Origin of the sequence: Nocardia amikacinitolerans NBRC 108937, from assembly GCF_001612615.1 — a bacterium.
GTDB lineage: Bacteria > Actinomycetota > Actinomycetes > Mycobacteriales > Mycobacteriaceae > Nocardia > Nocardia amikacinitolerans.
In genome coordinates, this window is the sequence record NZ_BDAU01000021.1 from 173,285 (window position 1) to 185,490 (window position 12,206).

At 67.8% G+C, this 12,206-nt stretch carries 9 protein-coding genes; 3 read left to right on the forward strand and 6 right to left on the reverse strand.

Annotated elements, in window-relative coordinates; translation table 11 throughout:
• Positions 1–865: 865 nt before the first annotated feature.
• The gene (locus NAM01S_RS17905; RefSeq protein ID WP_067786661.1) at positions 866–1,576 is read right to left on the reverse strand and encodes a DUF8020 domain-containing protein; all 711 of its coding nucleotides are present in this window, start codon (positions 1,574–1,576) and stop codon (positions 866–868) included.
• Between the two features lie 306 nt (positions 1,577–1,882).
• Between NAM01S_RS17905 and rfbB the strand changes: the two genes are divergently transcribed.
• On the forward strand, positions 1,883–2,893 hold the full coding sequence (gene rfbB / locus NAM01S_RS17910) for a dTDP-glucose 4,6-dehydratase (RefSeq protein WP_067786663.1): 1,011 nt from the start codon (positions 1,883–1,885) through the stop codon (positions 2,891–2,893).
• A gap of 419 nt (positions 2,894–3,312) precedes the next feature.
• Here the strand turns inward: rfbB and NAM01S_RS17915 are convergent, their stop codons facing one another.
• Positions 3,313–5,061, reverse strand: coding sequence for a DUF2142 domain-containing protein (locus NAM01S_RS17915; protein WP_067786665.1), 1,749 nt, complete (start codon positions 5,059–5,061; stop codon positions 3,313–3,315).
• Positions 5,058–6,047 carry a glycosyltransferase gene (locus NAM01S_RS17920; RefSeq protein ID WP_067786667.1) on the reverse strand — a complete coding sequence of 330 codons (990 nt, stop codon included), beginning with the start codon at positions 6,045–6,047 and terminating at the stop codon, positions 5,058–5,060. Before NAM01S_RS17920 ends, NAM01S_RS17915 begins: the two co-directional genes overlap by 4 nt.
• 109 nt (positions 6,048–6,156) lie before the next feature.
• Between NAM01S_RS17920 and NAM01S_RS17925 the strand changes: the two genes are divergently transcribed.
• Positions 6,157–6,690 (forward strand): GtrA family protein, encoded by a 534-nt coding sequence (locus NAM01S_RS17925; protein ID WP_253798903.1) that lies wholly within the window; start codon positions 6,157–6,159, stop codon positions 6,688–6,690.
• Between the two features lie 127 nt (positions 6,691–6,817).
• A complete protein-coding gene (locus tag NAM01S_RS17930) occupies positions 6,818–8,716 on the forward strand; it encodes a glycosyltransferase (protein ID WP_067786669.1) in 1,899 nt (632 codons plus the stop codon).
• A 42-nt stretch (positions 8,717–8,758) separates the two neighbouring features.
• Here NAM01S_RS17930 and NAM01S_RS17935 read toward each other — a convergent pair whose 3' ends face one another.
• The 3 genes from NAM01S_RS17935 to rsgA form a co-directional block, all read right to left on the reverse strand.
• A complete protein-coding gene (locus NAM01S_RS17935) occupies positions 8,759–9,379 on the reverse strand; it encodes an antibiotic biosynthesis monooxygenase (RefSeq protein ID WP_067786672.1) in 621 nt (206 codons plus the stop codon).
• Positions 9,380–9,707: 328 nt separating this feature from the next.
• Positions 9,708–10,559 carry an SDR family oxidoreductase gene (locus tag NAM01S_RS17940; protein ID WP_067786674.1) on the reverse strand — a complete coding sequence of 284 codons (852 nt, stop codon included), beginning with the start codon at positions 10,557–10,559 and terminating at the stop codon, positions 9,708–9,710.
• Between the two features lie 189 nt (positions 10,560–10,748).
• A complete protein-coding gene (rsgA, locus tag NAM01S_RS17945) occupies positions 10,749–11,795 on the reverse strand; it encodes a ribosome small subunit-dependent GTPase A (RefSeq protein WP_067786676.1) in 1,047 nt (348 codons plus the stop codon).
• Positions 11,796–12,206: the final 411 nt, after the last annotated feature.

Consider the following 12,206-nt stretch of genomic DNA (forward strand, 5'->3'; position numbering starts at 1 on the left):
GCGGTTTCGGCGGTGTTGGCTGTGGAGCCGAGCGTGTGGGTGTTGCCTGGCGCGGCGGTTTCGGCGGTGTTGGCTGTGGAGCCGAGCGTGTGGGTGTTGCCTGGCGCGGCGGTTTCGGCGGTGTTGGCCGTGAAGCCGAGCGCGTTGGTGTTGCCTGGCGCGGCGGAGTCAGCGCTGTTCGCTGTGAAGCCCAGCGCGTTGGTGTTGCCTGGCGCGGCGGAGTCAGCGGTGTTGGCCGTGAAGCCCAGCGCGTTGGTGTTGCCTGGCGCGGCGGAGTCAGCGGTGTTCGCTGTGAAGCCCAGCGCGTTGGTGTTGCCTGGCGCGGCGGAGTCAGCGGTGTTAGGCGTGGAGCCGAGCGCGTCGCTGTGGCCTGGCGCGGTGGTGCCGGTGGTGTTCGCCGTGAAGCCCGGCACCTCGGTGTCCGCGGCGGCGGTGCCGGCGGTGGTCGCGACGACGGCGACCAGCAGCCAGGCGGTTGCGGCGAATTTCCTCATCAGCATTTGTCCCGTATCCCTTATTCGCGATGTGCCGGGAATTGCGCGCGGAGTAGCAAACAATTGGTAACCATATGAATCGCCAATGTTAAGACTGTGTTCACTCGGTTGCGTTCCGCTTCGACAATTCCCTGTTGAGAGCCGTTCGGTCCCCGGCTCGGCTTCGACGTTAAAACCTTGACCTTGGGTGAGGTCAAGTGCGCGGTGGCGCGGCCGCGTCCGGGTTGCGGAGAGTGTGCGCCCCATAGTGACGGCCGCGCGTGAAAGCAAGCGTCGTCCGGCACGCGAAAGCCCCGCGCGGCCGAGCCGGGCGGGGCTTTCTGTTCGCGACTTCAGTCGCGCGAATTCAGTTGTGTGACAAGCCGTTCGAATTACTTGGCCGGGGGCACGAACGGCTGGTTGATGGTGGTGAAGTACTGGATCGCGGCACCGATCGCCACCGGGGCGGTGACGAGGATCTGACCCGCGAGGGTGCCGAGGGCGCCGACGGCCAGGATGCCGCCGATGCAGCCGATGGCCGCGGCCGGGATGAACGGACCGAACAGGCCGACGATGGTGGCCGACGCGACGGTCGCGCCCGCGATGCCGCCGAGGACACAGCCGACGGCCGCGCCGCTCAGGCCGCCGACCAGGGTGCCGATGGTGGCGCCCATGCCGATGGTGTCCTTCATGCGGTTGAAGGCGGCGAGCTCGCGGTCGTACTCGCTCTTCCAGGGCGCCTTGTCCTCGTAGGGCAGGGCGACCGGCTTGTACACGGCCTTGTCGAGGTCGAGCTGCGGGGTCAGCGTCGCGGTGCGGTCGGAGATCTCCGCGGCGATCGGGAACTCGAACTCGTCGACGCGGAAGGTCAGCGGGGTGCCCGCGACCACGCTGCCGTCGGCGGCCTTGACCTTCAGTGCGTTGTCCTCGACGACGAGCGAGCCCGAGTCGAGGGAGATGATCGACTGGGTGTCGGTGGACTTGGCGGTGAAGTTGATCGGAGCGTCGGCGGCCGGAGCGGGCGACGCGTTGACCGCACCGGCGGTGACGCCGAGCGCGGCGATCAGCAGCGCCGAGGTGGCGGCGAATTTCCTCATCAGCATTTTGTTTGGAACCTCGATGTGAAGCGTTCGGAGGGGACTAGACGATCGAAATCTAGAGCAGCTAACGCGTGGTGAACCGGTTGTGACCGTTAATTCAAATTTTGTTCACCATTGGGCCTCACGGCTTGGTGCGGTGCCGGAAACGTGCACCCGGAACCAGGGTTTTCGGCGGCGAAGCAAACCGGTCGTCATTCTCCTAGCGAAACGTAAAGAGACGAAGGTCACACTCGTCGGGTTCGGATTGTTGGCGGCCTTTCATAGCCCGCCGCCATAGATGTCGCGCGCGGGCCCACGTAAGGTCGTAGCGTGCGATTGCTCGTAACCGGCGGCGCCGGATTCATCGGTGCGAATTTCGTCCATCAGACCGTGGCCGAGCGGCCCGGCACGAGGGTGACCGTGCTGGACGCCCTGACCTACGCGGGCAACAAGGCGTCGCTGGACCCGGTGGCCGACCGAATCGAATTCGTGCACGGCGACATCGCCGATCTCGACCTGGTCGACGAGCTGGTCAGCGGGGTCGACGCGGTGGTCCACTTCGCCGCCGAATCGCACAACGACAACTCGCTCACCGAGCCGTGGCCCTTCGTGCAGACCAACATCGTCGGCACCTACTCGCTGCTCCAAGCCGTTCGCCGCCACGACGTGCGCTATCACCACGTGTCCACCGACGAGGTGTACGGCGATCTCACGCCCGACGAGCCCGCCTTCACCGAGTCCACCCCGTACAACCCGTCGAGCCCGTACTCCGCGACGAAGGCATCCAGCGATCTGCTGGTCCGCGCCTGGACGCGCTCCTTCGGTGTGCGCGCGACTCTCTCCAACTGCAGCAACAACTACGGGCCGTACCAGCACGTGGAGAAGTTCATTCCGCGCCAGATCACCAACCTGATCGACGGCGTGCGCCCCCGGCTCTACGGAGCGGGTCATCAGATCCGCGACTGGATCCACGTCGACGACCACAACCGTGCGGTGTGGGACATCCTGGAACGCGGCCGAATCGGGCAGACCTATCTGATCGGCGCGAACGGCGAACTCGACAACAAGACCGTGGTGCGGATGCTGCTGGAGGCGTTCGACCGCGAGCCCGACGATTTCGACCACGTCACCGACCGTCCAGGCCACGACCAGCGCTACGCGATCGACGCCACCCTGCTGCGCACCGAACTCGGCTGGACCCCGCGCTACGCCGACTTCCGCGCCGGCTTGGCGGCGACCATCCAGTGGTACCGCGACAACGAATCCTGGTGGCGCCCGGACAAAGCCGCGACCGAGCGGGCCTACGCGGCCGCGGGCGAACAAACCCTCAACGCCCGCTGAGCCCCGAACGCCACCTTCGGTCGCCGATCCGACCGAATATCACCTTCGGTCACTGGGCCGACCGGATGTCACCCTCGGTCGCCGATCCGACCGGATGTCACCTTCGGTCACTGGGCCGACCGGATGTCACCCTCGGTCGCCGATCCGACCGGATGTCACCTTCGGTCACTGGGCCGACCGGATGTCACCCTCGGTCGCCGATCCGACCGGATGTCACCTTCGGTCACTGGGCCGACCGGATGTCACCCTCGATCGCCGATCCGACCGGATGTCACCTTCGTCGCCGGGTTCGACAGGATGTCACCTTCGATCGCCCGGATCCGACCGGAGGCCACTTTCGGTCGGTCCACTCCGGCCGCTGATCGAGGTGACATTCAGCAGTTCGGACGGGCTGAATGTCACCTTCGATCGGAATCCGGTCAGCCCCAGACGATCGTGCTGTACTTCGCGACCGAGGCGATCAGCGCGACCGAGCTCGCGATGACGATCGTGACCGCCGGTCCCGACGTCGGAGTCTTCCCCCGAGCGTCGGTGAGCCGCAACGGCATCCAGCGCAGCAGCGCCGCGAACGCGACCAGCGCCAGCGGGACGAAGTAGCGCCCCTGCACGCCGTCGATGATGTAGTAGCCGACCGGCGTGAACGACATGTACAGCGTCACGTAGATCATCGCGACGCTCGCCGCCACCGTCAGCGCGACGACCGACGTCCTCGCGAAAGTGGCGGTGCGCGGGTTCATCCGGTCCGCGATGCCGACGCTCACCGCGAAGGCGAGCAGGCAGGCGAGCACCGCGACGGCGGGCACGTCGATGTAGGCGAAGCCGAGCTCACCGAAGAACTGGGTGAACCAGCGCTGGTCGCGGTAGGATATGCTGTCGCCGAAGACGCTCAGGAAATGCAGTGGATCGCCGAGGATCTCGCCGAGCTGTTCACCGGGCTTGACGGTGCCCCACTGGTGCGGCGGCCGCATGAGGCTCATGCCGTCGCCCGTCGGCGCGGCGATCTTCATCCAGACCGCGAAGGCCAGCGCGCCGGCGGCCGCGAAGGCCCACGGCACGATCCGACGCCAATGGAATCCGGAAACCGCCGCACCGCCGAAGAATCCGAAGCGGTCCACCGGGACGAGCACCACCAGCATGGCGAGCAGCACGTAGGTCGGCTTGCTGACCGGAAGCAGCAGCGTCGCGCCGAGCAAGGCGACGGTCTCGGTGCGGCTCAGTCCGTTGCCGAGGAACAGCGCCTTGATCAGCAGCGCGGACACCATGATCGCCAGCGCGTTGGTGAGCGTGTCGGCCGTGACCGTGCCCGCCTGGAACACCGCGATCGGCAGCACCGCGACGGTGAATCCGAGCCACTGCACCCGGTGCGCGCGCAGCGCGTACAGGCCGAAACCGACCACGATCAGGTAGGCGAGCAGGCCCGCGAGCCGGGTCAGCGTCACCATGCCGCCCACGTCGAGGTCGAACAGCGCCGCGGCCCGAATGCCAACGGCGGCGGGCACATACGGCACGGGGGAGTAGGCGGCGGTGTTGGTGAACCAGACCGGCTTCATCGGCGAGTCGACCGGCGCGCTCTTCAACCGGTCGTACGCGCCGGGATCGGCCACCATGGCGCCCGGCTCTTCCGGGTTCTGCCGGTAGTCGTCGAACGCATAGCCCATCAGCGCGTCGACGTTGGCCGGCACATCGCCGCCGTAGGCGATACCGCGATCGTCCTGGATCTTCTGCGGCAGGAAGCCGCCGTAGGCGACCTGATACGCGCGGCCGAACTGGGTGATCTCGTCGTGGCCCCAGAACGGCGGCGAGAGCACGGCGAACAGGGAGCCGAACAGCGCGGTGATCACCGCGAACGCGACCGTCGCCGCGCCGAAACGAGTGACGATGGCGCGCCCGGTCTTTCGCAGCGTGCCGACTGCGCGCGGAGACGGCGAATCCTCTTCGCGCTCGCCCTGCTTCGTCTTCGGCGCCTCCGTGTGCGGCGTGGAGTCCGTCGCATCCTCTTCGCGCGAGGCCGCGGGCTGTTCGGTGCCGGGCGCTGCCGCGGACTCTTCCCCGCCGGGCGCGACCTTCGTGCCGTCGGCCGATTTCACGGACCCGTTCGCGTCCCCCTCGTGCCCGTTGGACTGCGCGTCGGCCCCCACTGTGCTGCCGCGATCGGCGGAGGTCGTCACCGCGCGTCTCCACGGGCCGGCGCGTCACCGCCGTTTCGGAACGGGTCGTCCTCCGCGACAACCGCCGAATAGCGCAGGTAGACCAGGCGCGCCGCCTCGTGGCGGGACCTGCGGATGCCGTCGAGGATCAACCCTGCGGTCCAGGCCAGGCTGCCGAGCAGCAGCAGCGTGAAGCCGAGGAAAAGGGTCGGGAAGCGCGGAACCTCGCCCGTCCTGGTGAATTCGATGACGATCGGGATGGTCAGCACGATCGAGACCAGCCAGCTCAGCGTGCCGAACAGACCGTAGAACGCGACGGGCCGCTCGTGCCTGGCCAAGCCGATGATCAGCGCGAGGATCTTGAAACCGTCGTGGTAGGTGCGCAGTTTGGATTCGCTGCCCGCTGGGCGATCGCGGAAACCGACCGGGACGGCGGTCTGCGGCACCCGCAGGTGCAGCGAGTGCACCGTCAGCTCGGTCTCGATCTCGAACTCACGGGAGACCGCGGGGAAGCTCTTGACGAACCGGCGGGAGAACACGCGGAAACCGCTGAGCATGTCTTCGACGTTCTCGCCGAACACCTTTCCGACCACGCCGTTGAGCACCCGGTTGCCGGTCTCGTGGCCCGCGCGGTACGCGGTGCCGGAGGCGTCCTGCTTGCGCACGCCGAGCACGTGATCGTAGGGGCCGTCGAGCAGCGTCTTGATCATCAGCGGGGCGTCGGCCGCCTCGTAGGTGTCGTCGCCGTCGATCATCAGGTAGACGTCGGCCTCGATGTCGGCGAACGCGCGCCGCACCACGTTGCCCTTGCCCTTGGTGTGTTCCTGGCGGACGATCGCGCCTGCCTGACGGGCGAGTTCGGCGGTCCGGTCGGTGCTCAGGTTGTCGTAGACGTAGACGACGATTCCCGGCACGGCGGCTTGGAGGTCGGCGACAACCTTGGCCACCGAGGCCTCTTCGTTGTGGCACGGGACCACGGCGGCAATACGAAGCTCGGTGGGGTCCACCCGGGGTCATTCCTCGATGTCGGCGTGAATGGGGAACACGGGGAGGGTACATGGCTCGCGGCCTCCGGCGCGCACCCGAGGCATCGGGGTGCTGGGGTACCGTCGCCCGGTGTCTTTCCCCGAGCAGCCCGTGTCGACGCCCGAGCGCTCCGTGTCCGACGAGCCGATTTCCGCCCCGGCGCGCGAGTCGCTGATCACGAAGCTGGTCGCGGCGCTGCGCAAGGGCGCGGCCTTCCTCGTGGTCGGCGCGATCGGGTTCCTCGTCGACGCGGGCACCTACAACGTGCTGGTGTTCTGGGGCGGCGAGGGCGTGCTGTACCACGCGCCGCTGCCCGCCAAGATCATCGCGATCGCGGTGGCGACGGTGGTGACCTACTTCGGCAACAAGTGGTGGACCTTCGGCGACAAGCAGACCGACAATCCGGCGCGCGAGTACCTGCTCTACGCCGTCTTCAATGTCGTCGCGATCGGCCTGCAACTGGGCTGCCTCGGGTTCTCCCGTTACGTTCTCGACCTGTCGAGCCCGCTCTCGGACAACATCTCGGGAACGCTGGTCGGTCAGATCGTCGCGGTGGTCTTCCGGTATTGGGCGTACGACAAATTCGTCTTCACCGGCAAAGTAGCAAATAGTCAGCAACAATAACGGGTGTGATACCCCTGGTTGCTGGACGGGCGGGCTCCGACGTCGGTTGATATCCTCGCTCCCGCCGCGCACGGCATCCAGGGGCGTGTCTGTCCCGTCGGCAAAAAATGAGGATTTCGAGGACTTCATGGAGCAGTCGGCTACCCAGGCCGTTACCGAACCGAACGATCACGCTACGCCCGCCGCCGCGCCCGCCTCGCTGCGTGCCGATCATCGGGCGCCGGACCGGATGGTCCTGCAGCGTGGCATCTTCACCGGTCCATCGGCCAAGGTGAGCGACGAACTCTACGCGGTGGTCAAGGGCCGCGCGGCGCGCGAACGCCAGGCGCTGCACCTGGAGAAGGGCGCCACCGCCCACACCAACACCTACTTCGGCCGGTTCGCGGCCAGCTACTGGCAGCGCTGGACCACCGTCACCGAGGTGCGCGCCACGATGGTGCTCGACGTGGCGAAGAAGGCAAGGGTCCGCCTGGTCGCCTCGGACATCGCGGGCCACCGCAGGATCGTCGGCACCGCCAAGGTCGACGCGAGCGGCCCGCTCACCCTGACCGCGCCGCTCGATCAGTACGTCGACGGCGGCGCGGTGTGGCTGGAGTTCGACGCCGACGGCGGCGAGCTCGGCATCTCCGAACTGACCTGGACCGCCGACGCGCCCGAGCGGGTGCGTCCGGTGGCCATCGCCATCTGCACGTTCAACCGCGCCGCCGACTGCGCCGAGACGGTGGCCGCGCTGGCCTCCGACCCCACGGTGCTCGGCGCCATCGACGCGGTCTACGTGGTGGACCAGGGCACCGACCTGGTACAGGACCGGCCGCGCTACCAGGAGGTGCGGCCGGTATTCGGCGACAAGCTGCGCTACATCCGGCAGCCGAACCTCGGCGGCGCGGGCGGTTTCACGCGCGGTCTCTACGAGGTCTCCGCGGTCAACGAGCACGCGGACGTCATCCTGATGGACGACGACATCCTCTGCGAGCCCGAAACGGTGCTGCGGCTCAACGCCTTCGCCAACCTGACCGTGGAACCGACCCTGGTCGGCGCGCAGATGCTGTTCCTGCTCAACCCCGACTACCTCAACGTCGGCGCCGAAGAGGTGCACCTGCACGAGCTGCGGCACGGCCAGAAGGTGCCCAAGGCGCTGCGCAACACCAGCATGCTGAAGAAGAACCAGGAGCGCCGCGTCGACGCCGGCTACAACGCCTGGTGGACCTGCCTGATCCCGGCCGAGGTGGTCGCGAAGATCGGCCTGCCGATTCCGATCTTCTTCCAGTGGGACGACGTCGAGTACGGCGTGCGGGCGCGCGAGCACGGGTTCGTCACCGTCACGCTGCCCAACGCGGCGGTCTGGCACGCGGACTTCTACTGGAAGGACTACGACGACTGGGCGCGCTACTTCAGCACGCGCAACTCGCTCATCGTCGGAGCCATGCACGCCGACCTGGACGGCAAGAAGATCACCAAGCAGCTGTTCCGCAACATCGCCGAGCACTTGGTCGCCATGCAGTACGGACTGGTGCACACGACGTTGCAGGGCATCGAGGACTTCCTCGAGGGCCCGAAGATCCTGCGCGACGGCGGTATCGCCGCGCTGGCCGCCGCCCGCACCAGCCGGGCCGACTACGGCGAGACGATCAAGCATCCGGCCGCGACGCCGCCGGTGCGCGCGGCCGACATCCAGATGCGCAGGGCGAGCGGCGAACCGAGCCGGGAAGCGCTGGTGCTGGTCAAGCGCGCGATCAACCAGTGGTTCGGCCGCACCCAGCACGGTCTGATCGGGGTCACCCGCGAGGACGCGTACTGGTGGCACGTCTCGCTGTTCGATCACGTGGTTGTCACCGACGCCTCGCAGTCCGGCGTCCGGGTGCGGCAGCGCGACAAGGCCCGCGCCCGCCAGCTGCTGCTGCGGACGTTCCGTGTGCTGCGCCGCCTGCGCCGCGAGCTGCCCGAACTGCAGGAGCGCTACCGCGCCGCCATGCCGGAACTCACCAGCCGCGCCAACTGGGAGCGCCTCTACGGCATCAACGACTGAGCCGGACCGCGGCGCCGTCTTCCCGGCGGCGCCGCGCTGGTGTCAGACCAATTCGGGTACGCGCAGGTGCGCGAGCGCCAGCTCGAATTCGGCGACGTCGGTGACCCGGAGGCCCATGTTCCGGGTATTGGTATCGCGAATTTGGGCGGCTTGCTCACGGTTGCGATCCATCGCGTCGGCGCTGTCGAACGTGACGGTGGAGACGCCGCGTCCGGATTGCCGGTGGACCATCAGGCTCGCGCTGCAGAATCCCTCGAGCTCTTCCATGCCGGGAAGCGCACGGGTCTTGTAGCCCTCGATCGCCGCGTCGGCTCGATTCGGGTCGCCCTCGACCCAGACCGCGCGTGCGCACGCGCCCTCTCGCGAGCGATGGTCGCGGTGCAGCACCGCGATCTCCCACTCCTCGACTTCGGCGTTGCCGCGGAACGCCTCGGCGGCGCGTTCCCGGATCGGCCGCACCTTGACCGCGCTGTCGCGCATCGCCTGCTCGGTTTCCCATGCCGTTGTCACGATGCAGCGGCCGGATCCCCGGTCGACGAGCAACGACAACCCGACACAGCCCGGCATGCCTTCCACAGCGGGCATTACTTCGTCGCGCACGTGCGCAATCCCGGCCTCTATAGCGGTGGGTTGCGCGTGAATAGTGGTAGAACGTGCGAACACGATCCACCCCCTTTCTGCACGAGGTAGCGCCCGGTGGCGCCACCGGTACATCCCACACTTCTCCGCCAGCGACTTTCAGGCAATAGGCGACCGGTCGCCCGGCCGAACATTCCGACCGAAGGTCACCTCGACCTCGCCCGACCCGCTGAAAGCCACCTTCGATCGGCGAATGGGCCCACCGGGTCTTCCGACTGAAGGTGACCTCGACCTCGCCGGGGCCGCTGAAGGTCACCTTTGGTCGGCGCGTGTGGGCGACCGGGGTATTCCGACTGAAGGTGACCTCGGGCCTGTTGGGCCTGGTGGAGGTCACCTTTGGTCGGACTGGCTTCTACAGGAAGAGGTCGGTGGTGAGTTCGGCGTCGCCGGGGACGACGCGGTACTTGTCGAGATCGGTGATGCCGTGGGCGGCGAGGACTTCGTCGTCGATGAAGAAGTTGCCGGTGGTCTTCTCGGCGGGGGAGGTGAGGACCAGGTAGGCGGAGTCGGCGTAGATGTCGGGGGTGCGGGACGTGGCGATCATCTGGTCGCCACCGAGCAGGTTGCGGACCGCGGCGGTGGCGATGGTGGTGCGCGGCCACAGCGAGTTCACGCCGATGCCGTCGTTCTTGAGCTCTTCGGCGAGGCCGAGGGTGGTGAGCGACATGCCGTACTTGGCGATGGTGTAGCCGAGCGAGGCGCCCGCCCACTTCGGGTCCAGGTTCAGCGGCGGGGAGAGGGTCAGGATGTGCGGGTTGCGCCCGGCCTTGGCCGACTCGCGCAGGTACGGCAGGCTCAGCTTGGACAGCAGGAAGCTGCCTCGGCAGTTGATGTCCTGCATCAGGTCGTACTTCTTCATCGACAGTGCGTCGGTGTTGGACAGGTCGATCGCCGAGGCGTTGTTCACCACGATGTCGATGCCGCCGAAGCGTTCGACGGTCTGGCGCACCGCTTCGGCCACCGACTCGTCGATGCGCACGTCGCCGACGAACGGCAGCACCTGCCCGCCCGCCTCCTCGAGCTCCGCCGCCGCGGTGTGGATCGTGCCGGGGAGCTTGGGGTGCGGCTGGTCGGTCTTCGCGATCAGCGTGATGTTGGCGCCGTCGGCCGCGGCGCGCTTGGCGATCTCCAGACCGATGCCGCGGCTGCCGCCCGACATGATCAACGTCTTGCCCGCCAGCGGCTTCGAACCCGGTTCCGTCATGACCTGCTCCTGTCGTTCGTGCCGCGGACGAGACGCGCCCGCGACGCCACGTCTTGCAGGCTAAGCGTATCGCAGCGCCCTATGCAACCAGTTGCATAGGGGTGTAGCCCGAGCGGTGACGCGTCCCCAGTCGGAGAAGGGGTGACCCGCCGAGCAACCGTGTGGGCTCGGCGGGTCTCGCCCACTCGATCAGCGCCGAGAACCGCGTTCCCGGTACATCTGGCGCTGCTGCTTGCGGATGCCGCGCCAGGCGCGCTCGCGTTCGGCCTGCAACCGCTTGTCGGCCCTGGCCTCCATCCACGCGTTCTCCTTGGCGAGCTTGCGATAGCTGTCGAACCGGCGCTGGGTGAGCGCGCCGGTCTCGATGGCCTCGCGCACCGCGCAGCCGGGTTCGCCCTCGTGCGAGCAGTCGCCGAAACGGCATCGCGCGGCGAAGGTTTCGATGTCGCTGAAGGTCTTCTCGATCCCTTCGGCGGCATCCCACAGGCCGATGCCGCGCAGACCGGGAGTGTCGACCAGCGTTCCGCCGTTGGGCAGCGGGCGCAGCTCCCGGTGCACGGTGGTGTGCCTGCCCTTCTTGTCCACCGCGCGAACGGCGTTGGTGGCGAAGACTTCCGCGCCGAGCAGCGCGTTGGCCAGCGTCGACTTGCCCGCGCCGGACGGGCCGATCAGCGCGACCGTGCCGTCGAGCACGGCGGTGAGCACATCGATGCCGTATCCGCTGGTCGCGCTGACCGCGAGCACCGTCGCGCCGGGTGCGACGGCCTGCACCGCGTCGATCGGAACCTCTTCGACCGCATCGGCTTTGGTGAGCACGACGACCGGTTGCGCGTTGCTCTCCCAGGCCAGGGCGAGCATCCGTTCGATCCGGCCGAGGTCGACATCGCCGTCCGCGGCCGTGCAGACCAGCACGGTGTCCACATTGGCGGCGAGCACCTGGCCCTCGGACCGCCGCGAAGCCGTGGAGCGCACGATCGCGGAGCGGCGCGGCAGCAGTGCGCGCACGTTGCGTTGCGCGTCGATGCTCACCCAGTCACCGGTGCACAAGCCGCTCGGCTCGGCATCCGAGCGCGGGCACTTCGCGCGTGCCCACCCTTCCGGCGTCGCCACATCGCATTCGCTGCGATCCATCCGGATCACCCGCGCGGGCACGCACCCGTCGTCGATGAGCGCGGCGTATTCACTGGCTACGGCTTCCGTCCAGCCGTAAGGAACGAGCAGGTCGTAGTCGACCATGATGGGAAGAATCCATTCGTCGGGCGCCGAACCCGACCCCGGGGTTCAGCGAGAGGAAACAGAGGTGGAGTGCGGTGCGGCGGCGCGCGTCAGCGCGGCGCACACGGGCACGACAACCCGAACGTTCGTCGTCACGATCTCCACCTCCTCACTTCCGTCTCGAACCGCCAACTCCCCGAAACCCTGCCAGACCCCCAGCCACCCTCGCAACCGATTTATCGCCCCACGCCCGGCGTCGCCTCCCGGGCCGACCACTCACCTACGCCCGCCCAGTGAGCGCCCGGCCTCGGCTGAGCTGCTCACCTCTGGCTTTCGCGCTGAGCTCGCATCCACCTCACCCTCGAGCAGAGCGCGCACCCCGGCAGCGCAAGCCCCCGAAATCGACGGTAGTCAAATGGTTGCTAACTGATC